The organism is Gemmatimonadaceae bacterium (assembly GCA_035606695.1).
Classification (GTDB): domain Bacteria; phylum Gemmatimonadota; class Gemmatimonadetes; order Gemmatimonadales; family Gemmatimonadaceae; genus JAQBQB01.
Map to the genome: position 1 here is coordinate 120,048 of DATNEW010000020.1, position 23,818 is coordinate 143,865.

Here is a 23,818-nt window from a genome sequence, read left to right on the forward strand (position 1 = left end):
CCTTTTTCACAGATCAGCCATCTAACTCCCCGGAACCCTTCCGGGGAGTCAATTGCCCAATCTCGAACTGCTCCAGGGTACGCTCGACACCCTGGTCCTCAAAACGTTGTCCTGGGGACCGCGCCACGGCTATGCCGTCGCCCGATGGATCAAGGACACGAGCGACGGGACCATCCAGGTCGAGGACCGGGCGCTCTACGTCGCCCTCCATCGCCTCGAGGAGCGCGGCTGGATCACGGCCTCCTGGGGCCTCTCCGAGAACAACCGCAAGGCGAAGTACTACGAGCTCACGGCCGCCGGGCGAAAGCAGTTGGCGCACAAGACCGCCGACTTCACGGCCTACGCCACGGCCATGTTCAAGATTCTCAAAGTCGTTAATGAGCCGGAGCATCCACGATGAGCGACCGGAACCATCAACCGCGCAAGCTGTTCCACATCGACTCGACTCGTCATTCCGTTCGCACCGAGATCGACGACGAGATGCGCTTCCATCTCGATGCACGTACGGACGAGCTCGTGCGCGCGGGATATTCGGCCGCCGACGCCCGGCGACTCGCCTTGGACGAATACGGCGACGTCACCGCCGCGCGTGCCGAGCTCGCCGAGATCGACCGGCGGCGAGTCGGACGCGTGGCGATCCGCGAGTGGCTCGCGTCGTGGACGCAGGACGTTCGCTTCGCATTCCGCGGTCTGCGCGCGCGGCCGGCATTCAGCGCGACCGTGATCCTCACGATCGCGCTCGGCATTGGCGTCAACGTCGCGATCTTCAGCGTCGTCGACTCCGTGTTGCTTAAACCGTTGCCGTTCGCCGAACCCGACCGGCTCGTGCACTTGTGGGAGACGTATCACTCGGCCGTCGACAATCGATCGGAAGCGTCGTATCCCGACTACCTCGATTGGCGCGCGCGAAACAAGACGTTCATCGACATGGCCGGCTACCAGGGCGGTGGGTTCCTGCTCGGCGGTGCGCATCCGGCGACGATCGGCGGCGCGAAAGCCACCGCCAACTTCTTCGACGTGCTCGGCGTGCATGCCGCGCTCGGTCGCAACTTCATCGCGGGCGAAGACGCCGTTGGCGCGCCGAAGGTGGCGATGCTGAGCTACGGCTTCTGGCAAACCCGGTTCGCCGGCAGCACGAACGTCGTTGGCCAATCCATCGTACTCGATGGAACGCCACGAACCATTGTCGGCGTCCTGCCGCGGAATTTCGTCTTCGCGCGGCAGAGCGCGGCCAACGTCTGGATTCCGATCGACCGCGGGCAATCCGCACGCGAGCAACGCGGCAATCACTGGTTGAACGTCGTGGCGCGCCTCGAGCCGGGTGCAACCGTGGCGCTCGCGGATGCCGACATGAACGACATCATGCGCGATCTCGCGCGTGAGAATCCTCGATCGAACGCCGAGCGAACCGCTCAAGTCAGACCGTTGCGCGACGAGTTGGTGGGATCGGTTCGACCGATCCTGCTGTTGTTGTACGGCGCCGTGCTCGTGGTGCTGCTCATCGCGTGCGTCAACGTGGCGAATCTGTTGCTCATTCGCGGCGCGGACCGGCAGCGGGAAATGGCAGTTCGCGTCGCACTCGGCGCCGGCAAGACGCGTCTCGTTCGCCAACTTCTTACCGAAAGCATCGTCCTTGCGCTGTGCGGCGGCGTGCTCGCGATCGCCGTGGCGAAGCTCGTGGTCGAGGCGTTGCTGAGTCTTTTGCCGGCAACTCCAATTCGCGGGCTGCCGCCGCTGTCATCCGTGGGCATCGATGGGCGAGTCGTCGCGTACGCGATGCTCGTGTCGCTCGCGGCGGGCGTTGGCTTCGGCGTCGCTCCCGCGCTTGGGATGATTCGGCCGCGACTTCACGATGCGCTCAAGCAGGGAAGCCGCGGCGCCAGTGCTGCCGCAAGTCGTTTGCGCGATGCATTGGTCGTTGGTGAGATCGCACTCACGGTCGTACTGCTGTCCGGCGCGCTGCTCTTCGGCCGCAGCATGGTCCGGCTGCTCGCGATCGATCCGGGCTTCCGTACCGACCGTTTGCTCACGACGACGGTCGTGTTTCCAGCGAGTCGATATTCCACGACTCAATCGCAGATCGGCGCGATGCGCCGCTTCGAGAATGGTGTGCGCGAAATTCCGGGCGTCGAGGGTGTCGGTCTCGTGTCCAAGCTGCCGCTCGACTTCGGCAACTCGCTCGGCTTCCTGATCGCGGGGCAACCGCAGACCGCGCCGGGAAAGTTCTTGAGCGCGAGTTATCGCGCGACGACGCCCGACTACTTTCGCGTCGCGGGCATTCGCTTCATCGATGGCGCGGTGTATCGCGCGGTGAACGACACGACGCAGCCGCTCATGGCGATCGTGAATCACGCGCTCGCGGCGGCGTACTTCGGCGGCCGAAGCATGGTCGGCCAGCGCATCATCCTCGGCACGGATACAGGAACCGTGGTTGGTGAAGTCAACGACGTGCCGATCGGCAACATCGAGGACAAGATTCCGCCGACGATGTACCTGGAGTTCGGGAGCATTTCTCAGGCGGGCATGGCCGCGGTCATACGCACGTCGGCCGACGCGAGCCAGATCGAGCGGTCGTTGCGCCGCGCGCTCGCCTCGATCGACGCCGATGCCGCGTTCACGCCCGTGCGGCCGATGGACGATTTGATCACCGAATCACCGTCGGTGTTCATGCGTCGCTTTCCACTCTATCTCATCGGCACGTTCGCGCTCGCGGCGTTGCTGCTCAGCATTGTCGGCATCTACGGCGTCGTCAGCTACTCGGTCGCTCAGCGCACGCGCGAGATGGGCATTCGCATGGCGCTCGGCGCGCAGCCGGGGAGTCTCGTGGCGCTGGTTCTGCGGCACGGGGCATTCATGGCGGCGGCGGGCGTCGCGCTCGGCACAGTCGCGGCGCTTCTCGCGGGACGATTTGCCCAGCAGCTCTTGTATGGTGTGACGACGCGCGATCCGGTCACGTACCTCGGCGTCGGCGCGGTGCTGACGGTGGTCGCACTCGGCGCGACCATCTTGCCCGCGCGCCGAGCGACGAAGGTCGATCCGTCGCTCGCGCTGCGGGCGGAGTAGTGTTGGCTTCAACGCGACGGGCGAGGCACGAATCGGCTAGGTACGGTTCAGCCGCCGGAGTGCCACCACGCTCGTTCCGATCGCCCACACGAGATACAACGTACCGCTCGCATATTGCACGACGGCGGCCGCGGGCGAGTACCACTCCAGCGCAACGGGGAGCGACAAGGCGCCCGCCGCCAGCGCGAGATTCGCCAGCCATCTCGGCCACTCGCTGTGGCGCATCGCCCGGCCGATCATCAGCATGCCGATGCCCAGCGAAAGATTGTACATCGAGTCGATCGCGACACCGAGCCCAATGAACGCGACCGCCACAGACTTCATCGCGGGGTCGGCGAGCGCCGGCGCTACGGTATGCCCCAAGGCAACCATCGTGAGACCGCCGACCACATTGGCCGTGACGCCGACCGTGATGATCCAGGCACCCACGGTCGCCGGCGTGCGAACGGTTTCACCGAGCGTGCGCACCACCAGCCAGGTGAACGGGATCACCGCCGCGAGGCCGACAGCGAACATCCAGCCGGCGATTTCTTCCGCGCGATGGTGCGCCTCGATTTGCACCAACGCTTTGTCCACGGCCGACACGTTTAATTGGTCAGGGATGAACCCGACCGCGACGATGCCGGCGATGATGGCGACCGCCGCAAACAAGCCCGTCAGCGCGAGCATGCGCGCCGACGGCTGCGATCCAACGTGCGACGGGGGAGTGTAGCTGCCCTGCGAGATGATGCCTGTGGCCGTGTTGGTCATGTGGGCCTCGTGATGACGCGTGATGACGCGTGATGACGCGAGATGACGCGAGATGACGCGTGGCATTGCTGCAACGGCGGGTACCGCCGACGAACATCGCGCCTATTACGTCGGGCGCAAGCCAATTGGATGCAGCGGCGAGTTGACCCCGCCGCCCGCCCGGCGTATGCTGCGCGCCAATGACCGCATCCGCCGAGGAGACGCCGCTGGGCGCTGGACCAACGCTGGCGCGACGTCTGGGTTTGTTCGACGCGACGATGATCGTGATGGGCGGCATCATCGGCGCCGGCATCTTCGTCAACCCCAGCGTCGTCGCGCGGCAGGTGCACACGCCCGGCCTCGTCCTCGGCGCATGGATCATTGGCGGTGCGATCGCCTTGATCGGCGCGTTCGTGTATGCCGAGCTGGCGGCATTGCGCCCGCGCGTGGGCGGGCAGTACGCGTATCTGCGCGACGCATATCATCCCATCGTCGCCTTCCTATATGGTTGGACGTTGCTGCTGGTCGTGCAGACGGGCGGCATGGCCGGCGCCGCGATCATTTTCGGCCGCTATTTTCGCGATCTCACCGGCCTGGGCGTGCCCGAGCAAGTCCTGGCCGCATCCACGCTGGGCATTCTGACGATCATCAACTGCGTTGGTGTGCGCGCGGGCAGCAACGTGCAGAGCGCGCTCATGCTGACCAAGCTCGCGGCGATCGGCATATTGATCGTCGTCGGGTTGTTTGGTGTGACGCACCCGGTGACGACGACACGCGCGACCGCGAACGCGGGTGACTCGGGCGGCGCGATCGGTCTCGCTACCGCGATGGTACCGGTGCTGTTCGCGTACGGCGGGTGGCAAACGGCCAGCTTCGTAAGCGGCGAGATGCGCGATCCACGCCGCGATCTGCCGCGCGGGCTGTTGATCGGGGTCATCGCCGTGATCGTGCTTTACTTGAGCGTCACGTGGGTCTGCCTGAACGTGCTCGGCGTAGACGGGCTGGCGAGCACGAAGACGCCGGCGTCCGACGTGATGCGGATGGCGCTCGGCGAACGCGGCGCGCGCGTCCTCGCGCTGGGCATCGCGATCTCGACGGTTGGGTTTCTCAGCCAGAGCATTCTGACCGCGCCGCGGGTCTACTACGCGATGGCCCGCGACGGCGTTTTCTTTAAGGTCGTCGGCACACTCGGCGAGCGGTCGCGCGTGCCTGTCGTTGCGATCGTACTGCAGGGCGTGTGGGCGGCGGCCATTGCGCTGACGGGCAAGTACGATCAGATCCTGAATTACGTCGTGGCGATCGACGTCTTGTTCTTCGGGCTCACCGGTGCGTCGCTTATTGTGTTTCGGGCGCGCGAGGGACCGCCGCGCGACGCGGTGCGCGTTCCGCTGCATCCGGTGACGACCGGGTTGTTCGTGCTCGCGTGCTGGGCGATCTCCGTGACGACTGTGCTGCACGATCCGGCCAACGCCGGAATTGGCGTCGGCATTCTCTTGATTGGAGTTTTGGTATACCAGTTCTGGAAAACGCGGCCTTCGGCGGCATGAGTGCGACGTCGGCGAGAGCCGGCGTCCGCCGGCGCGTCTTCAGGTTTTCGGCCGTCGCGGCGTTTGCTGCCACCGCGTGCGAGAGCGGCGACACGAACTTTGTTCGCGGACACGGCCTCACGGTCGACACCCTCGCGGCGGCGGATCAGGCTCGCGTATACGAGGCGGCGGCGCGCGGCTCGTTCGACGTGGACAATACCTCGCTGCTCCTCGATCGCCGGTTGCTGCCGCGCGAAACGGGACTCGCCGAAGCGGGTCGCGTGCCCGACGCCGTGGTGGCCGAGCTGCGGCGTCGCGGCACGATCAAGGGTACGTGCGAGCCGCCACTCACCGGAACGCGCGGCGCTCCGCGTTGCGCGGCCCAGTATCCCGGTTATGTCGTTCGCTACTCGCCGGTGTTCGCGATCGTACGAGACTCTGTTCAGGTGTATCTCTACGCACAGAAGTACGACACCCCGGCGTCGGGCCATGCCGAGTCGTTGCGCTTCGAGCGCGCCTACCAAGTCGTGCGGCACGGCGGCGAGTGGCGGGCGGCGCGCGAAGGACACGTTCCGAAAGACGTGCGCGGCGAGCGTTAGGAGATCGCGAATGCTTGACCACGCACCGTCATTGTCGGCGGCCGACGCCGAGCGCATCGCACGCGACCACTATGGAGTGAACGGGAGAGCGCTGCCGCTGACCAGCGAGCGCGATCAAAATTTCCTCATTGAGGGCGGCGATGGCCGGCGGTTGGTGCTCAAGATCGCGAACGCGCTCGAGGATCGTGCGATGCTCGACGCTCAACAGCGCGCGCTCGACCATCTCGCGTCGCGTGGTGCTCCAACGCCGTCCGTTATTCCCACGGTGAACGGGGTTGAGCTGACCACGATTACGACGGCGCATCGCGAGCACGCCATCTGGGCGGTGAGTGTCCTGCCGGGCCGGCCGATGTCATCGATGGCAAATCGCCCGCAAGAGTTTCACTTCGACCTTGGCCGCGTCGTCGGCTCCCTTGGCGATGCGCTAGAGACCTTCGATCATCCAGCGGCACATCGCGAGTTCTATTGGGACGTCGCTCGGGCGCGTGCCATCGTCGAGGAGCATCAGCATCTCGTTGCCGACGAAGCGTTGCGGCGCACCCTCGCGAAGCTGACAGGCGAATTCGACACCCGTACGCGGCCGCTGCTCGACCATTTGCCGCTCGGCGTCGTTCACGGTGATTTGAATGACAATAACATTCTCATCGCACGAGACAACGCGGCGTGCGCGGCACGCGTGAGCGGCATCGTCGACTTCGGCGACATGGTGTACACGTATCGCATCGCCGACCTCGCGATCGCGATCGCGTACGCCATCCTCGGCAGCGACGACCCGCTGACGGTGGCCGCACATGTCGTTCGGGGATTCTCCAGTGTCCGACCTCCCAGTGACGATGACCTGTCGACGCTCTTTGGTCTCGTCTGCATTCGATTATGCGCGAGCGTGTGCATCGCGGCCGACCAGCAGCGCCGGCGTCCCGACAACGCGTATCTCGGCGTGAGCCAGACCGCGATCGGCGCGATGCTGCCGCTGCTCGCTCGCATTCCGTTTCGGCTCGCCGAGTGCGTGTTCCGTGATGCGGCCGGTGGTGATCCGCTTCGGGCGTCGAGTGCCGTCGTGCAGTATTTGAAGCGCGCGACATTCGCGCCGGTGCTCGGAATCGATCTGCGAATCGAGCCGACGATCGTGCTCGATCTCGGAATAGCGAGTCCGATGTTGTCCGGAAACGTTGGCGAAAACAACGAGCCTTCGCTGACGTCGAACGTGTTTGGACTCATGGCGCGGGCGGGGGTGCGCGTGTCGATCGGCCAATACGACGAGCCGCGGCTGTTGTACGTCGCGCCGGAATTCGCACTCGGCCCGCGCCCGACCGATGAGCACCGCACAATTCATATCGGCCTGGATCTGTTCGCGCCGGCGGGTACGCCAGTCTTCGCGCCGCTCGACGGAGTCGTGCACGCATTTCATGACAACGCGACGCTGCTCGATTACGGACCGGTCATCATTCTGCGTCACGCCACCGACGACGGGCAGGAATTCTTCACGCTTTACGGGCACCTGAGTCGTGAATCGCTGCGCGGTCTCGAAGCTGGAAAACGCGTGCGGGCCGGCGAACGGATCGCGACCCTCGGGACGGCGAGCGAGAACGTCGGGTGGACGCCGCATCTGCATTTGCAGATCATCGTCGATCTGCTGGGACTCGAAACCGACTTTCCCGGCGTCGCGCGGCCGACGCAGCGCCGCGTCTGGACCAGCCTCTCACCCGACCCAAATCTGATCGTCGGGGTGCCGGCGTCGGCGTTTCCGAATGCACCGCCGCCGATATCCACCACACACTCCCGGCGGCGCGAACGCATCGGCGGCAATCTCAGCATTGCGTATCGCGAGCCGGTGCGCGTCGTGCGCGGCTGGATGCAGTATCTGTACGACGACGAAGGGCGATGCTTGCTCGATGCGTACAACAACGTCCCGCACGTTGGCCACTGTCATCCCCGCGTCGTCGAAGCCGGGACGGCGCAGATGCGTGTCCTCAATACGAACACGCGCTACCTCAACGATCTTCTCACGGAGTACGCGTCGAAGCTGCTCGCTACGCTGCCACCATCGCTCGAGGTTGCGTACTTCGTCAATTCGGCGAGCGAGGCGAACGAATTGGCGCTGCGTCTGGCTCGCGCCTATACGAAGCAACACGACACGATCGTCCTCGAGGCAGCGTATCACGGCAACACGACGTCGCTCATCGACCTGAGCCCGTACAAACACGCCGGACCAGGCGGAGCCGGCGCGCCGGACTGGGTTCATGTCGCGCCGCTGCCCGACGTGTACCGCGGTCCGCACAAGGCGAACGATCCACAAGCCGGAGCGAAGTACGCCGAGCGTGTCGGAGCGATCGTCGACGAGCTCGTGCGTCATGCTCTTCGGCCGGCGGCATTTATCGCCGAGACATGCCCAAGTGTGGGCGGCCAGATCGTGTTGCCGCCCGGATATCTGTCGAACGTCTATGAGTATGTTCGAAAGCAGGGCGGCGTGTGCATCGCCGACGAAGTGCAGACCGGCTTGGGTCGCATGGGAACGAGCTTCTGGGCGTTTCAGGATCAAGGTGTCGTGCCCGACATCGTCGTGATGGGCAAGCCACTGGGCAACGGACATCCGATCGGTGCGGTCGCCACCACGCGCGCGATCGCGGATGCGTTCGACAACGGCATGGAGTATTTCAGTACGTTCGGCGGCAACACCGTGTCGTGCGCGGTAGGAATCGCGGTGCTCGACGTGGTAAACGACGAGCAGCTGCAACAGCACGCACGCCGCGTCGGCGACTATCTGCTCGACCGGCTGCGCCCGATGATTGACCGATACCCTGTCGTTGGCGACGTTCGCGGCTCGGGACTTTTTCTGGGCGTCGAGCTGGTGCGCGATCGCCAAACGCTCGAGCCGGCCGGAGCCGAGGCGTCGTGCGTCGCCAACCGCATGCGCGAGCAAGGCGTCCTGCTGGGAACCGATGGTCCGTATCACAATGTCGTGAAGATTCGTCCACCGATGCCATTTCACGAGAGAGATGCCGACATCCTCATCGACGCACTCGTCCGATCGCTCGACGAGTTACAATGATTCGGCCGTGAGCGCGCCTTCCATCGAGCGAGGCGGCATGCCGCGCGCCGCGTACGGGCTCGCGATCTTTCTCAGCAGCGCGCTGCTGTTCTTCATCGAGCCCATCGCGGGAAAACGTGTGCTGCCGCTGCTCGGCGGCTCGGCCGCTGTGTGGACGGCGTGTCTCGTCTTCTTTCAGTCGGCGCTCTTGCTCGGCTATCTCGTCGCGCACTGGTTGACCACGCGCGCGCGGCCGCGCACGCAAGGCAACATTTATCTCGCGTTGCTCGCACTCTCGATCGTTCAGCTCGCGGCGACACTCGCCGCTCCGCTTCGCGCCGATCCAACGCGGCCGGTGTCGAGCGTGCTCGCCCTGCTCGCGCTGACGATTGGACTGCCGTTCGTCACGCTGTCGATCTCCAGTCCGCTGCTGCAATCGTGGTTCGCACGCGCCGAGGTTTCGGCGCGGAGGGGCGGAGCGGGGAAGGCGTATCGGCTATATGCGATCTCTAATGTTGGTTCGCTGCTCGCGCTGCTCGTCTATCCGTGGCTGGTCGAACCGCGCGCGAGCCTGCGCAGCCAGATCGTGGTGCTGATCGTCGCCGTCGCGGTACTCGGCGGTCTGTGTGCGGCGATCGTCTGGTCGCAGCGCACCGTCACGTCGAATGCTGTGGGTGACCGCGTAGACGACGCGCCCCCCATCGCCGCGCGGACGCAGGTGCTGTGGATCGCACTCGCCGCGTGCGGCTCGCTGTTGTTGTGCGCGGTGACGAATCACATCAGTCAGAACGTCGCGACGATTCCGCTGCTGTGGATCGTGCCGCTGATCGCGTATCTGCTCAGCTTCGTCGTTGCGTTCAGCGGCGACGACTGGAACCCGCGTCCGTTGATCGTGGCGGTCGGCGGGATCGGTGTCGCGCTCGCCAGCTATCGGCTGTACGAGGGTGATTTGCACACATCGGTGCTTGGCACGGTTGCCATCTACTGCGGGTCGCTCTTCGCCGTGTGTCTCTTCTGCCACTCCGAGCTCTATCGTCGTCGGCCGGCACCGGCCCGTCTGACGCGATTCTACTTCTGCCTTGCGGCGGGTGGCGCGCTTGGCGCGATCCTCGTTGGCATCGTCGCGCCGCTGGTGCTCACGGGAAGCTACGAGTTCTCGATCGGCTTGGGCCTGGCCGCGTTGCTCGGTGCGTTCGTGACGGCCGACGCCGGCGCGCTCGGACCGGTCACCGCGCTGGCCGGTCTGCTGTGGATCGCTACGCTGGTCGCGCGCGAAGTGAAGGCCGATCGGATCGGCACGGTGTATCGCGAGCGCAACTTCTACGGCACGCTGCACGTGACGCAGGAGCATGATGCCCACTATCACGCGACGGTGCGCACGTTGTATCACGGAATCATCGAGCACGGGCAGCAAGTATATCGCGCCGATCTCGACACGCTGCCGACGACGTATTACGGCCGTTCGTCGGGCGTGGGACTCGCCGTGGAACTGTGTTGCGGCCAGGGACCACGGCGGATCGGCGTCATCGGGCTGGGGACCGGTACCATGGCCGCGTACGGACGACCGGGCGACGTCGTGCGGTTCTACGACATCAATCCGGCCGTCGAGCCGATCACACGCCACTACTTCACGTACGTCGGCAAGTCGCGCGGCCGGGTTGAAGTTGTGAATGGCGATGCGCGCCTGTCGCTCGAGGCCGAGGCGCCGCAGCGGTACGACGTGCTGGCGGTGGATGCGTTCTCGGGCGATGCGATTCCCGTGCATCTGATCACCAGCGAGGCGCTCGAGGTGTATCGCCGGCACCTGCAACCGGATGGCGTCGTCGCGTTCCACGTCTCGAACCGCTATCTCGACCTGGCGCCGGTGGTCAAGCAGCTGGCTGATCATGCCGGGATGAAGGCCGTGCTCATCTCGAACGGCGACGACACGACGCACGACGCGTTCAGCTCGGACTGGGTGCTGGTGACCAACAACCAGACGCTGATCGACGCATTACAGTTCTCGAAAGACCGCGAAGACATCAAGATGCCGTCGGGGCTCAAGCGCTGGACGGACGACTACAACAGCTTGTTGCCGATACTACGTACGAAGCGGCGGAATGACGATTAGGGGCGAGGCGCGCTGACGCGCCACGATACGCCGGATCGTACGACAACGCCCGTTCGTGTTGTGGCCGAGCGGGCGTGGCGAACGATGAACGCAACGGTGTCGGCACCGCGCCATCGCGCGGCGGTCGGACCCCAGCCGGCGAAATGCGAACAATCCCATGGTCGCCAGCGAAGCTCGCGAACGGGTACGCTGTCGGTGAGCCGCCAGATCTCGAGACCTGGTCCATCGCCCTCGGTGCAGTTGTCCCACCCTTCGGCGGTTCCCGCGAAACGCAGCGCATCCGGTGACACGACGGGTTCGTACAATCCGTCGACGCGTCGGCCCGTCGAATCGTTCACGACGCTCCACGTCGGATACGTCTCGTGGCCCCAGCTCTCCACGAGCAGAAACCGCGAGCGACCGAGACGGCCGTTGAAGTAGTATCCACCGTCGGCTTCGCGCGCCGTGTCGTCAATGAACCTGGCTTCACGGCCGCTGCGAAGGCGCAGGACCAGCGTGTGTCCCGCGCGCCGCGCCACGCCGTTCGCGCATGCAATCGCGCGGGATTCGACGCTATCTCGGCAGATGGGACGCGGAGCCTGCGCACTCGCTGCCCGAGCGCAGACGGCGACGAAGATCAGGTGCCGGCAATTCACGATCCAAGATGCCACGTGAGGGGAACGCGCAAAAGAGGAGGTGCGTCAGGCGCACCTCCTCTTCGCGATCTTCGATTCCCGCTAGCCGCCGATCGTTAGTACCGATAGTGATCCGGCTTGTACGGCCCCTGGACCGGCACGCCGATGTAGTCCGCCTGCTGCTTCGACAACTCCGTCAACCGCGCGCCGAGCTTACCGAGGTGCAGGCGCGCCACCTTCTCGTCGAGCGCCTTCGGCAGCACGTACACCTTCTTCTCGTACTTGTTCGTGTTGCCGAACAGCTCGATTTGCGCCATCACCTGATTCGTGAAGCTCGACGACATCACGAAACTCGGATGCCCGGTCGCGCAGCCGAGGTTCATGAGGCGGCCTTCAGCGAGAATCATCACGGAATGGCCGTCGGGGAACGCGTACTCGTCGTACTGCGGCTTGATGTTGTTGCGCTTGATGCCCTTCACCTTCTTCAAGCCGGCCATGTCGATCTCGTTATCGAAGTGGCCGATGTTGCCGACGATCGCCTTGTCCTTCATGCGCGACATATGATCGGCGGTGATGATGTTGAAGTTGCCGGTCGCGGTAATGAAGATGTCGGCCGTCGAGATCACGTCCTCGAGCGTGACGATCTGATAGCCGGCCATGCAGGCCTGCAGCGCGCAGATCGGATCGATCTCCGTGATCACGACGCGCGCGCCCTGGCCGCGCAGCGCTTCGGCGCAGCCCTTGCCGACCTCGCCGTAGCCGCAAACGACGGCGAGCTTGCCGGCGATCATGACGTCCGTTGCGCGATTCAAACCGTCGATCACCGAGTGACGGCAACCGTAGATGTTGTCGAACTTCGACTTCGTCACGGAGTCGTTGACGTTGATCGCCGGGAAGAGCAGCGTACCGGCCTTCATCATTTCATAAAGACGGTGCACGCCCGTCGTGGTCTCTTCGGTCACGCCTTTGATGTCGGCCGCCACGTTCGTCCAACGGCCCGGGTTCTTCACCGCTTCCGCATTGAGCAAATCGAGAATCACACCCCATTCCTCGGGGTCGTTGTTCGCGTCGAACGCCGGAATCCTGCCGGCCTTCTCGAACTCGGCGCCCTTGTGCACGAGCAGCGTCGCGTCGCCGCCGTCGTCGAGCAGCATGTTCGGCCCCTTGCCGTCCGGCCACATGAGCGCCTGCTCCGTGCACCACCAATACTCCTCGAGCGTCTCACCCTTCCACGCGAACACGGGCGTGCCCTTCGGCTTGTCGACCGTTCCCGTGCGTCCAACGGCAACCGCCGCCGCGGCATGATCCTGCGTCGAAAAAATGTTGCACGACACCCAGCGCACGTCGGCGCCAAGATCGACGAGCGTCTCGATCAGCACCGCGGTCTGCACCGTCATGTGCAGCGAGCCCATGATGCGCGCGCCCGCGAGCGGGTTCTTCCCCTTGTACTCGTCGCGGATCGCCATCAGGCCAGGCATCTCCTGCTCGGCCAGGCGGATTTCCTTTCGGCCGAATTCGGCCAGTGAAAGATCGGCAACCTTGAATGGCGGACGATCGGTGCTCTTGTCCTGCTCGATCAACTCGGCGATGCCCATTGTTTCTCCCTTGTCGTCATCCTCCGCGAGCGTCGGCGAGCGGAGGATCTGCTTGTGTGAACTTTGTGAACTCCGTTTTCTACTGCGTTTGTTACTGCGTGAATCAAAGGCAGATCCTCGTCTCGCTGCGCTCGCGAGGATGACTGCTTGGGTACTCCTGCGCTCGCGAGGATGACTGCTTGGGTGCTCCTGCGCTCGCGAGGATGAACGCTTGGGTGCTCGCTCAGGATGACACCGACGGCTTCCTGGCACTTGCCACGAACAATCCCGGCCCCATTGCCTCCGGGTCGGCCGGCAACGCACGGTACTTCGGCGACGTGAGCCCCGCCTCGATCAACCAGTCCTTCACCTGCTCGCCGTCGAAGCCCTGCCATACGTGGCCGAGCTGGACGACGTAATCCACGCGGTCGTGGGACATCAGGTCGGCGATCAACAACCGGCCGCCCGGTTTGAGCACGCGCCGCACTTCGTTCATCGCGTTCGTTGGATCCGTGATGAAATGCGCGACGAGAAAAAGTATGGCGACGTCCAGCGTGCCGTCGTCGATCGGCAGCGTCTCGATCGTCCCCGCGCGCAGCTCGACGTTGTCGAACGACTCGAGCCGCTTGGCCGCCGCGCTCAGCATCGGCCCCGACTCGTCGACGCCGATCACCTTCGCCACGCAGGGTGCCAATGCTTCGGCCAATTGTCCGGCGCCGCAACCGAGATCTCCCACGACCCAGCGGTCGTCGAGCAGGTCGAACAGCGCGAGCAAGTCGGCGCGCGCACCGATCATCTGCGTGCGCATCTGATCCCAGTGCTCGGCGGAATCGAGAAAGAACACGCGGGCTTTCGCGGCGCGGCGCTGCAGCACGCTCATCGCGCGATGCGCGTCCTGCGACGCACTCGGCGCCATCGCGACCTGCGCGCGCACGAGCAGCCAGAGATCCTTCGTCGCGGCATCGAGCCGGTTGACGATCATCTTATAGAAGCGCGTCGTGCCTTCGCCGCGCGCGATGACCCATCCGTCGTCGGCCAGCGTCTTGAGATGCCGGCTTACCGTCGACTGCGGGAGCTGCAGGATGGTGCACAGCTCTCCGACCGTCAGCTCGTGACGGTCGAGAAGCAGCAGAATCCGGCTCCTCGTCAGGTCGGCGAGGATGCTCAGGCGGTCGATGACGTTGGTTTTTGGGGGCGCGGGCATATATCCGTATATCCGGATTAAAGGTGATAGCCCCGATTCCCTTCGTCAAGCCGCGCTGGCGCGTCACTCATCGGTTGTATACAATTTGCCGATGCGATTTCATAGCCGCCGCCTGCCCGCGATCCTGATCGCCGCCGCCACGCTTGCCTGCTCCGATTCGCCCGCCGCGACCACCAGCACGTCGACCGAGCCGCCGCCCGCGACCACGATCACGGTACCGGTCGGTAGCGCCATCGCCTTCACAACCAGCGTGAACGGAATCGCCTTTCCGAGCGACAGCATCTCCTGGTCGTCGAGCGACTCGATGGTCGCCGTCGTGCGGGCCGGCAAAGTGGTGGGCGTTGGGCCGGGTACCGCGCAGCTGCACGCCGCGCGGGGGCCGACGACAGCGACTGTCGCGATCAACGTCCCGACCGACGCCGATACCGGCGCGTTCCGACCGCCGTTCGCCGGCAGCGTTTCGGTCAGCAACGTGTTCGACCACAATCTGCCATTCGAGTTCTCTGATAACAACGGTTTCCTGCTCAGCTTCTGGGGCGAGAAAGTCGGCGGCATCGACGGTCACAACGGCTACGACTGGACCGTTCCGGAGGGGACGCCGGTGCTCGCGAGCGCGGCGGGGACGGTGACGTTCGCCGGCCTCGAGACTCCATTCGTGTGTACGCTGCTCAACAACTCCGTTGTCGCGGGCAACTGGATCTCGATCGAACATGGCGTCGCGACGCATCGACTCGTCTACACGCAGTACGGACATTTGAGTCGCATCGACGTGAGCGTCGGACAACGCGTGCAGGCAGGGCAACAGCTCGGACTCTCGGGCACCACAGGTTGCAGCACCGGCCCGCATTTGCACTTCAGCGCGTATCGAACGGATCATCCGGGTTCGTCTACCATCCCGGTGATGGATCCCTACGGCTGGCAGAGCACGTCCGCCGATCCCTGGGCGGCCGATGCGCGCGGCACGACGAGCATCGCGATCTGGTCATCGCAGAATGCGCCGGAGGTGTACACGGAGTTCGCGACCAGCGGATCGTTTCCGAAACCGCGCGTCGCATCCGTGCCGCGGATTCGCATCATGGGAGTCGACGACGACCATCACCCGAACAACGAATTCATCGACGTCGACATCAACCCTGACTTGACGAGCCTGGACCTCACGGGCTTCACCATCCTGAACGCGGCCGGCGCGGGATTCACCTTCCCCGCCGGATTCACCGCGCATGGCGGCGACACTGTTCGCGTCTTTTCCGGAAAGGGGACGAACACGGCGAAGACCTTGTTCATGGGTCGAGACACGCCGTTGTACGGCGACCAAGCCGACTGCGCGGTTCTCTTCGATCAACTGCATCGGGCGCTCGGCGGCGCGATATGGCGCAGCTCGCCATGTGCGGTTGCGCAAACCGCGGCGACGAGTGCAAACTCGTTTATCCGCCCTGCACCGACGATGGATTTCGCGCCGAGCTCGGCAGGGGTGCAGCGGTTAGGCGTTCGGCAACGTTGATTTTATGATGGCACCGATGGGTGCCGATCGGTTGACCACAACCCAACCCACATCATGAGAGCGACTTTTTCTCGACTCGCCGCGGTCGCGGCGATCTTCGCGTTGCCCGCGATGCCAACACTCGCGAGCGCGCAACAGCGTTCGCCCGTGTTCAACAAGGCGGACATGGACACCACGTGCGCCGCATGCACGGACTTCTACGAATACGCCAACGGCGGTTGGCTCAAGGCGCACCAGAACGCGATTCCCGCCGATCGCACCAGCATCTCGAGCTTCAGCACATTGTCGGAGCACAATACCGACGTCGCCCACAAAGTCATGCAGGATGACTCGGCCGCGGTGAAGTCAGGCAAAGCGAAAGCCGGCTCCGAGCAGTGGAAGGTCGGCACGTACTACACGGCGTGCATGGATACCGCGACAATCGACGCGGTCGGCATCAAGCCGATCGAGCCGACGCTCGAGAAGATCAATGCGATCAACTCGTCGGCCGATCTCGTGCGTTCATTCCATGAATTGCGCGGCGGCGCGGGCGGTGGTCGTGGCGGCGGCGGGTTGACGCCATTCGGCGTGCGTCCCAGCGCCGATCCGAAGAACAGCACCGAGACGATCGTATCGGCGGGTCCGGGCGGACTCGGACTGCCCGAGCGCGAATATTATTTCCGCACCGACGCGCGCTCGGCGAACATTCGCAGCGAGTACGTCGCGCACATCGCGCGCACTCTCGAGCTGGCAGGCGAGCCGGCTGGTCAGGCGAAGAGCGACGCCGACAAGGCGATGGCGCTCGAGACAGAGCTTGCGCGCATCACGGCGCCGCGCGCGCAGATGCGCGATCCGAACGCGTCGTATCACAAGATGACGATCGACGAATTCAACCAGATGACGCCGCACGTCAACTGGCGGACATACATCAACGCGGTCGGCGGTGAAGGCGGCAAGAACGCGACGGTCATCAACGTCACGCAGCCGAACTACTTCAAGGGCCTGGACTCGCTCATCGCGAACGTGCCGATCGACCAATGGAAGGCGTTCCTTCGCTGGCATGCGGTCAGCGGCGCCGCGGGTCGCCTCGATGCACGCTTCGCGAACGAAGACTTCCGTTTTCAGAAAGTGATGTCGGGCGTGCAGCAACAGCAGCCGCGCTGGCGCACGTGCTACGCCGCGACCAACGGTGCGCTCGGCTGGGCGGTCGGCCACGAGTTCATCTCGCGCACGTTCACGGCGGCGGATCGCGAGCGCGCTCGGAAGGTGGTCGACAATCTCGTCAGCGCGCTGCATGATCGCATTCAGGGACTCGACTGGATGAGCGCGGCCACGAAGCGGGAAGCGACGACCAAGCTCGATGCATATCTCCGCAAGGTCGCCTACCCGGATAAGTGGACCGATTATTCCGCGCTTCAGATCAAGCCGGGCCAGTACTATCAGAACGGCGTCGCCGACGCCGAGTGGAATCAGAATCGTAGTTGGAACCGCGTCGGCAAGCCGGTGGACAAGACCGAGTGGAGCATGACGCCGCCGACGGTGAATGCGTCGTACAGCCCATCGCTCAATCAAATTCAGTTTCCGGCCGGCATTCTCGCGCCGCCATTCTTCGATCCGAATGCCGACGACGCGGTGAACTACGGCGCACTCGGCGCCGTGATCGGCCACGAGATGTCGCACGGTTTCGACGACCAGGGCCGTCAGTTCGACGCGAAGGGCAATCTGCGCGACTGGTGGACCGCCGAGGACGCCGCGAAGTACAAGGCGGCGACGCAGAAGATGATCGATCAGTACAACAGCTACACGGTCATCGACAGTGCGACGCACGTGAACGGCCAGTCGACGTTGGGCGAAAACATCGGCGACTTCGGCGGGCTGACGGTAGCGTACGGCGCGTTGGAAAAGGCGCTCGACGCGAAGGGTCCGTCAGCGCGACGGAAGATCGACGGCTTCACGCCGGAGCAGCGCTTCTTCCTGAGTTGGGCGCGTGTGTGGCGCGAAGTGCAGCGGCCCGAAGCGGAGCGTTTGCAGGTGAACACGAATCCGCATTCGCCGGGCAAGTGGCGCGTGAACGGGCCGCTGTCGATCATGCCCGAGTTCGCGAAGGCGTGGGGCTGCAAGGAAGGCGATCCGATGGTGCGGCCCGAAAGCCAGCGGGCGCGTATCTGGTAGCTGGATAAGATCTGACAAGAACTAGATACCACGACAAGGTCAGACAAAATCTGATAAAGTCTGAACGGACCTTATCAGATTTTGTCTGACCCTGTCGTTTGTCTAGCTGTTCAACGCCGCGACACTCTGTCTCACGAGTGCAACAGCGGGTTGTTCAAGATCTCGACTTGCGGCAGCGGCATGCACAACTGGTTGCCCTTGTCGGGACCGTACTGCTGTCCCCACGGCGTGCTGGCGCCGGCGGCCGGCGAGAGTGTGATGTTGTACCGAATGAGGTCGCCCAGGTGCGTTCCAGTAAGAAATAGCGCGCGCCGGCGTTGATCGATGATCTCGGCGAGATCGTCGGCCGCGGTCGTTCCGGTGTACGCCGGCTGATTTCCGGCGGCGCGCATCTGCGCGATGATCGCCAGCGTATTCGCACGGTTGGTGGCGATGTCCGCCTCGGCGATCAGCAACTGCATCTCCGTTCCCGTCGCCACCGGAATCGGCGAAGTCACCGCCGTGTATTTCGACTGCGTCCAGAGCGGCACGTTCGTACCGTTCGAGAATTTTCCGGTGTTCTGCACCTTGATGCGCGGATCGCTGGTGTAACTCGCCTGTCGGTAGCGCGCTCCGACGGACGATGACGGAACGATGCCTGGGTTGTTCTCCTGGAACACGCGGTTCTGACGGCGTGTGTTGCTGTTCGACGCCGTCACGTTCCACACGAACGTTGCCGGAACGAGTACCGCGTCGGCGCGTGCGCCGGACAAGTCACCCTTGTCCTGCTTGGCGCGTGCCCGTCCGACGAGTGCGAAGAAGCGAATGCTGTCAGCTGTAACCCCTCCAGCGGCTTGCGCCACACTGATGGCATTGGTGAACGCGGCGATGGCCGTGTCCAACGCCTGCGCCCGCGTGATCTCGGTGCCGAAATTCACCGTCTCGCCGTGCACGGTCGAGAACACGGTCGAGCAAAACGCTTCCCCAATCAGAAGCTCCGACCATCCCTGATACGCGGACATGCGCGCGATGGCGACGTTGCGTCCCGGCACCTGCACGTCGGTCCAGCCCTCGAGCAGACCGCGAACGTTCGTCGCCGACACGCGCGCCGCCTGAAGCGGTTGATACACGCCGAGCGCCGTGCAGCCATTCTGTGAATAGCGCGCCTGGTTCGCCGACACCGTTCTCTGATCGTACGGCCAGCGATCGGCTGTTTGCAGCGCGTCCTCGAATTCTTCGCCGATCAGCGCGCTGACGACGACGTAGGAGTTGAACGCGCAGTCGAAGTCCGACGCGGCTCCCGCGACGAGCAGTTGTGCGTTCTCGGGTTGCTCGAGCGAGTTCGCCGCAATGAGGTTGGCCGGCTGCACGCTCAGTGTCTTGCCCAGATCGCACGCCGCCATAGGAACGACGGCGAGAACGGAAGCCGCCACGAGCGCGCGCATGAGAGAGTTTTTCATATGTGCGCCCTCAGAAAGACAGGTTGAGTGAGACGAGCCACGTGCGAAGCTGCGGCATCGTCGTTTGCTCCCATGCCGCGTTGCCGCCGCGAGATCCGCCCAGGAACATCGCTTCTGGTTCGAAGCCCTGATAACTCGTCCATAATCCAAGGTTGCGTCCCGATACGGCGATGTTCGCGCGGCTCGCGTTCGCCTTCGCGGCCCAGCGTTCCGGCACGTCGAGCGTGAACGTCAGCTCGCGCCATCGCGCGTAGTTCGCCTTCGTCACGAGAAAGTCGACGAGGTTGCTGTTCGAGTTGGCCTCGGCGGCACGAATCGAATCGACCGAGGCGGCGAACGTCGACAGGAAGTTCTCCTGGCAGCGCCCGAAGATGCCGCAGCGTACGCGCGTGTTGCCGTCGAGCTTCTTCTGGCCGTTCTTCACATCCATCATCGAGAAAATGTGAAGGTGATTGAAGAGCGTGAGGTTGCCGCTGAACGACATCTCGCGCGGCGGCACCGAGCGGCCGAGGAACACCATCGGTGCATCGTCGGCGGTTCCAAACTTTCCATCCGGGCCGGCGCACAGCCGCGGCTGGCCGCCTTCCTTGCCACCCGAACCAGGCAGCGTGTCGGAGCACATCACGTTGGTGATCTTGCCCGTCGAGCGATCGATCTGGGCCGAAACGACGCGCTTCTCATACCAGCTGAACGCCGGCTCCCCGACCTGATGCCGCAGGAAAGTGCCGGCGACGACGAAGTATTGCCCCGGAATGCCAATGTCGGTGACTTCGTTGTCGTTCGTCGAGAACTGGCCGGTCAGGTCGAGCGCGACATTCTGACGCCGCAGCGGCGTACCGTGCACGCCGATCTCGATGCCCTTGTTCAGAATCCCGCCGATGTTGACCGGCTGCGTGCCGGCCTGACCCGACGACGGCGCGACGACTTTGTCGAGGATCGCGTCGACTGTTTTCTTATTGTAGTACGTAAATTCCGCGCCGAAGCGGTTCTGCCACGCGCTCATGTCGAACCCGACCTCGAGCTCCTTGCCGCGCTCCGGCCCGAGATTCGGATTGCCGATCGTGTTCGGTGTTACCGCGGGCGCATCGCCCGGCCCCGAGGTCGGCGAATACGTCTTGATCGACGAGAACGCCACCGGCGCCTTGCCGGACTCGCCGTACGCACTGCGGAAGCGGAACTCGTCGAGATTGCTTCCAAGCAGCGGCACGTGGAACCACGGCTCCTCGCTCAACACGTAGCTCAGTGAGAACTTCGGATAGATGACACGGTTGAACGATGCGCCGAACGCACTGTGATCGTCCGAGCGCAGTGCACCAGTCAGGAACAAACGATCGCGCCAGCCGATCTGCTCCTGCCCGTAAATGCCGAGCGATTTGTCGTCGGAAAACAGTTCGGTCGGTGGATTGCGATTCGTCGTCGAGCTCACCGATTCGAGACCCGGCGTCGGGAACACCGATCCGTTCACGTCTACGGAGTGCACGCTCTGCGTCCAGTACTGCGCGCCGAGCGACGTCGTCAGCTTGATCGACGGCCGGTAATTCCAGTTCGCGGTCGCCGAATAGTCGAGTGAACGATTGACGAGCGTGCGCTCGTTGTTGTCGCGAAAGCCGAGCGAGCCGAGCGAATCGACGCGCGGATCCCATTCGTTGTTGCCTTCGTCGGTCACGTCGCCGCCGAGCGTGAGGCGGTGAGACAGCCACGGCAACGGCTGGTGCTCGAGCCGAACGCTCGCCGTGGTGCGCGCGAGATCCTGCCACAGCACGACGGTTTGATCGTACTGATACGGCAAACTGCTGTGGAAGCCGTGACGCTGCGGCAAATTGTAATTGCTCGGCGTGGCCGACAGCGTCGTCCACGTGTACCCGCCGCAGCCGGCGTCGCACGGCAGATTCGTCGGGCCGGTCACATAGCCGACATTGGCCGAGATGTTAAACTTCTGTGATGGCGCGAGATTCACGTTCATGCGGCCGCCGTAGTTGCGCCGGCTCGAGCGCGGTTCGGCGCCCTGGTCGTCGAGGAGGTTGCCGCTGACGTAATAGGTCAGCGCGTTCGCACCGCCGCTCACGGCAATCTCCGTCTCCTGATGGCGCCCGTTTCGGTAGATGTCGCACTTCTTACCGAGGCGTGTGTCGATCGAGTCACCGCACGCGCCGACGAGGAGCGAATCAAAGTTCAGCGCCTCGACGGGTCCCGTCGCCGCGCCGCTCGGATTGTCCGTCGGCAAGCGCCGCGGGCCGTAGTTCACCGGGAACCGATCGCGATAATCGGCAAAGTAGTTCGCGCCTTGCCGAGTCGTGAAGTTCCAGCGCGTCCCGCGCGAGGAGCCCTTCTTCGTGATGATGTTGATCACGCCGTTCGCTGCCTCCGTGCCGTACAGCGTCGCGGCGCTCGGCCCCTTCAATACTTCGATCGACTCGATGTCGTCGGGATTGAAGTCGTTGAGACGTGAGATCGGCGACGAACCGAACGACTGGCTCACCGGCCCAGTCGCGGCTTCGTTGTTCACGCGTACGCCGTCGACGAACAGCAAGGGATTGTTGCCGAGCGACAGGCTGGCTTGGCCGCGAATGCGAATCTGAGAACCGGTGCCGACCTCGCCCGACGTGGGCAGCACGACGAGACTTGGCGTGCGTCCGTTGAGCAGGCCCTGCATGTTGATGACAGGTGCTTCGGCGACGATGGCTGACGCGTCGATCTGTCCGACCGCGTTGCCAATCTCGCGGCGGGCCGTGGCGCCCGGTTGTCCGGTGACGACGATGGCTTCGAGACTCGTGGGATTGCTGGTGAGTGACACTACGACATCCTGTTGTCCGACGCGCGCGGTCACGCGTTCACTGCGATACCCGATGCGTCGCACGTCGAACGCGACGGTTGTCCCGGTGAGGCCGGTGATTCGGAATCGACCCTCGTCATCCGACACCGCGCGCTGTGTGCCGTTGGCGACGCTGATCTGTGCGCCGCCCAACGGTTCGTTGCTGCCGACCGCGCGAACGCGGCCCGCAACGGAGTTGTCTTGAGCGTGGAGAGTGGTGCCGCTCGCGGCGACTGCGAATGTCGCCAACGCGAGGGCAGCAAGACATCGAAGAGATCGAGCGAACATGTTCCCCTTCCTAGTGGGAGGATGCAGGTGGCCAACTGTACCCGCTCCTGGAAGGGACATCAAGTGCGATTATTCACGCATCGACTGTTCGAACTCTCTCAAGTCGTCGACGTGGGCGCCGATGCGCTGCACCGATCGTGCGAATCCGTACGGTCCATGCGCGAGCACGGGCTCGCGGAGAGTGATCATCGCATTCGGCGATGGCCCAATCCGGACATACCCGGGCGTCCCCTTCGGCGGTTGCGAGATGCGCCCGTACTCGATCGTCGCGATGTTGTGTCTCGCGACGTCCACCGCCCATTGTAAACCCATTCGAAGCTGCAGCAGGTCACGTGTCAGGACGATGGGGCGCAATTGTACGGCGCGCGCAAAACCGAAGAGCCACACCACGGCGAATACATCGAACGCGAGCAGCACGTTGGCGGCGAACGGGTGCCGAATGCGCACGACGAGATCGAGCATGAAGGTTTCGACCATGACGACGCCGACGAGTGCGTACAGTATCCCAGCGTACCCATTCTTTCGATGGTACGAATACCCCTCCGTGCCGCGCGGAACGAACGGTTGCCGGCGCCACGACGCGAACGCGTAGAACAAGATAGAGCATTCCATTGCAACGACATCGGCCACGCGCGATGCCACCAATCCGCTGAGCGCCGTGCGAATGCGCTCGGGCACGTCGAGCTCAGTGCCGGCGGCGGCGAGGCGGCGATTGGTGGCGCGCACGCCGGCGACCACGAGCCCAATGACCGCGAGCTCGAACGGAATCGACAAGTAGCGTAGATCGCGCAAAACGTCGCGATGGCCTGCGGGCAACGTGACTGCCGCCGCCGCGATGCTCGCGACAAAGATCGGCAACGCAGTCCGCCGCACGGCGTGTCCCGGCTTCACGACCATGAACCAGTACGCCGCCGTCACACCGATCGTGAGATCGAAGCTCACCGCGGCGGACAGCAGGTCTGCACTCCGCGGGAACACCGACGAGTGAACGATGAGTCCATCGATCAGATAGAAAAGCAGCGCAACGAGCGCGAAGCCGAGCGGGGTGCGCGCGCTCTGATTGCGGAGCGCGAGTCGGGCGGCCATGATCCCTCCATACACAAACCGAACAACATGTGGCGGGGAGAGTTCCGTACAGTAGAAATATATGGCGCGCTGTGTCATCCTGAGCGATAACGCT

At 64.2% G+C, this 23,818-nt stretch carries 15 protein-coding genes; 8 read left to right on the forward strand and 7 right to left on the reverse strand.

What is annotated here, in order from left to right; translation table 11 throughout:
- Positions 1 to 52 precede the first annotated feature (52 nt).
- Positions 53 to 400, forward strand: coding sequence for a PadR family transcriptional regulator (locus VN706_08840; protein HXT15723.1), 348 nt, complete (start codon positions 53 to 55; stop codon positions 398 to 400).
- Entirely contained in the window at positions 397 to 3,063 is a 2,667-nt protein-coding gene (locus VN706_08845) for an ABC transporter permease (GenBank protein ID HXT15724.1), read from the forward strand. The genes VN706_08840 and VN706_08845 overlap by 4 nt, the downstream gene beginning before the upstream one ends.
- 36 nt (positions 3,064 to 3,099) lie before the next feature.
- Here VN706_08845 and VN706_08850 read toward each other — a convergent pair whose 3' ends face one another.
- Complete coding sequence (locus VN706_08850; GenBank protein ID HXT15725.1) at positions 3,100 to 3,813, reverse strand: DUF4386 family protein; 714 nt, start codon at positions 3,811 to 3,813, stop codon at positions 3,100 to 3,102.
- Between the two features lie 179 nt (positions 3,814 to 3,992).
- On the opposite strand from VN706_08850, the gene VN706_08855 reads away from it, so the two are divergent.
- The 4 genes from VN706_08855 to VN706_08870 are packed head-to-tail and all read left to right on the forward strand — an operon-like array spanning position 3,993 to position 11,055.
- A complete protein-coding gene (locus VN706_08855; protein HXT15726.1) occupies positions 3,993 to 5,339 on the forward strand; it encodes an amino acid permease in 1,347 nt (448 codons plus the stop codon).
- A complete protein-coding gene (locus VN706_08860) occupies positions 5,336 to 5,917 on the forward strand; it encodes a hypothetical protein (GenBank protein ID HXT15727.1) in 582 nt (193 codons plus the stop codon). The genes VN706_08855 and VN706_08860 overlap by 4 nt, the downstream gene beginning before the upstream one ends.
- Before the next feature lie 10 nt (positions 5,918 to 5,927).
- Positions 5,928 to 8,966: an aminotransferase class III-fold pyridoxal phosphate-dependent enzyme gene (locus VN706_08865; GenBank protein ID HXT15728.1), complete on the forward strand. Its 3,039-nt coding sequence runs from the start codon at positions 5,928 to 5,930 to the stop codon at positions 8,964 to 8,966.
- Between the two features lie 7 nt (positions 8,967 to 8,973).
- Positions 8,974 to 11,055: a fused MFS/spermidine synthase gene (locus tag VN706_08870; protein ID HXT15729.1), complete on the forward strand. Its 2,082-nt coding sequence runs from the start codon at positions 8,974 to 8,976 to the stop codon at positions 11,053 to 11,055.
- Here the strand turns inward: VN706_08870 and VN706_08875 are convergent.
- The 3 genes from VN706_08875 to VN706_08885 all read right to left on the reverse strand — a co-directional run bounded on the left by VN706_08875 (position 11,052) and on the right by VN706_08885 (position 14,447).
- A complete protein-coding gene (locus VN706_08875) occupies positions 11,052 to 11,705 on the reverse strand; it encodes a hypothetical protein (GenBank protein ID HXT15730.1) in 654 nt (217 codons plus the stop codon). The two genes, VN706_08870 and VN706_08875, sit on opposite strands and share 4 nt — an antisense overlap.
- Positions 11,706 to 11,785: 80 nt before the next feature.
- Positions 11,786 to 13,264 carry an adenosylhomocysteinase gene (gene ahcY / locus VN706_08880; GenBank protein ID HXT15731.1) on the reverse strand — a complete coding sequence of 493 codons (1,479 nt, stop codon included), beginning with the start codon at positions 13,262 to 13,264 and terminating at the stop codon, positions 11,786 to 11,788.
- A gap of 223 nt (positions 13,265 to 13,487) precedes the next feature.
- Entirely contained in the window at positions 13,488 to 14,447 is a 960-nt protein-coding gene (locus tag VN706_08885; protein HXT15732.1) for a metalloregulator ArsR/SmtB family transcription factor, read from the reverse strand.
- A 91-nt stretch (positions 14,448 to 14,538) separates the two neighbouring features.
- On the opposite strand from VN706_08885, the gene VN706_08890 reads away from it, so the two are divergent.
- Together VN706_08890 and VN706_08895 are read left to right on the forward strand one after the other, a co-directional pair.
- Positions 14,539 to 15,948 (forward strand): peptidoglycan DD-metalloendopeptidase family protein, encoded by a 1,410-nt coding sequence (locus VN706_08890; GenBank protein ID HXT15733.1) that lies wholly within the window; start codon positions 14,539 to 14,541, stop codon positions 15,946 to 15,948.
- Positions 15,949 to 16,002: 54 nt separating this feature from the next.
- A complete protein-coding gene (locus VN706_08895) occupies positions 16,003 to 18,099 on the forward strand; it encodes a M13 family metallopeptidase (protein ID HXT15734.1) in 2,097 nt (698 codons plus the stop codon).
- Between the two features lie 131 nt (positions 18,100 to 18,230).
- Here the strand turns inward: VN706_08895 and VN706_08900 are convergent, their stop codons facing one another.
- From VN706_08900 to VN706_08910, 3 genes are all read right to left on the reverse strand, one after another.
- Positions 18,231 to 19,538: a RagB/SusD family nutrient uptake outer membrane protein gene (locus VN706_08900; GenBank protein HXT15735.1), complete on the reverse strand. Its 1,308-nt coding sequence runs from the start codon at positions 19,536 to 19,538 to the stop codon at positions 18,231 to 18,233.
- A 10-nt stretch (positions 19,539 to 19,548) separates the two neighbouring features.
- A complete protein-coding gene (locus tag VN706_08905; GenBank protein ID HXT15736.1) occupies positions 19,549 to 22,638 on the reverse strand; it encodes a SusC/RagA family TonB-linked outer membrane protein in 3,090 nt (1,029 codons plus the stop codon).
- A 69-nt stretch (positions 22,639 to 22,707) separates the two neighbouring features.
- On the reverse strand, positions 22,708 to 23,724 hold the full coding sequence (locus VN706_08910) for a hypothetical protein (protein ID HXT15737.1): 1,017 nt from the start codon (positions 23,722 to 23,724) through the stop codon (positions 22,708 to 22,710).
- Positions 23,725 to 23,818: the final 94 nt, after the last annotated feature.

What these genes read in the sequence shown, in the direction of transcription:
- VN706_08910 (HXT15737.1), bottom strand. Translation starts at nt 23,724, where the DNA reads ATGGCCGCCCGACTCGCGCTCCGCAATCAGAGCGCGCGCACCCCGCTC.
- VN706_08895 (HXT15734.1), top strand. Translation starts at nt 16,003, where the DNA reads ATGAGAGCGACTTTTTCTCGACTCGCCGCGGTCGCGGCGATCTTCGCG.
- ahcY (HXT15731.1), bottom strand. Translation starts at nt 13,264, where the DNA reads ATGGGCATCGCCGAGTTGATCGAGCAGGACAAGAGCACCGATCGTCCG.
- VN706_08850 (HXT15725.1), bottom strand. Translation starts at nt 3,813, where the DNA reads ATGACCAACACGGCCACAGGCATCATCTCGCAGGGCAGCTACACTCCC.
- VN706_08885 (HXT15732.1), bottom strand. Translation starts at nt 14,447, where the DNA reads ATGCCCGCGCCCCCAAAAACCAACGTCATCGACCGCCTGAGCATCCTC.
- VN706_08890 (HXT15733.1), top strand. Translation starts at nt 14,539, where the DNA reads ATGCGATTTCATAGCCGCCGCCTGCCCGCGATCCTGATCGCCGCCGCC.
- VN706_08900 (HXT15735.1), bottom strand. Translation starts at nt 19,538, where the DNA reads ATGAAAAACTCTCTCATGCGCGCGCTCGTGGCGGCTTCCGTTCTCGCC.
- VN706_08865 (HXT15728.1), top strand. Translation starts at nt 5,928, where the DNA reads ATGCTTGACCACGCACCGTCATTGTCGGCGGCCGACGCCGAGCGCATC.
- VN706_08845 (HXT15724.1), top strand. Translation starts at nt 397, where the DNA reads ATGAGCGACCGGAACCATCAACCGCGCAAGCTGTTCCACATCGACTCG.
- VN706_08855 (HXT15726.1), top strand. Translation starts at nt 3,993, where the DNA reads ATGACCGCATCCGCCGAGGAGACGCCGCTGGGCGCTGGACCAACGCTG.
- VN706_08905 (HXT15736.1), bottom strand. Translation starts at nt 22,638, where the DNA reads ATGTTCGCTCGATCTCTTCGATGTCTTGCTGCCCTCGCGTTGGCGACA.
- VN706_08860 (HXT15727.1), top strand. Translation starts at nt 5,336, where the DNA reads ATGAGTGCGACGTCGGCGAGAGCCGGCGTCCGCCGGCGCGTCTTCAGG.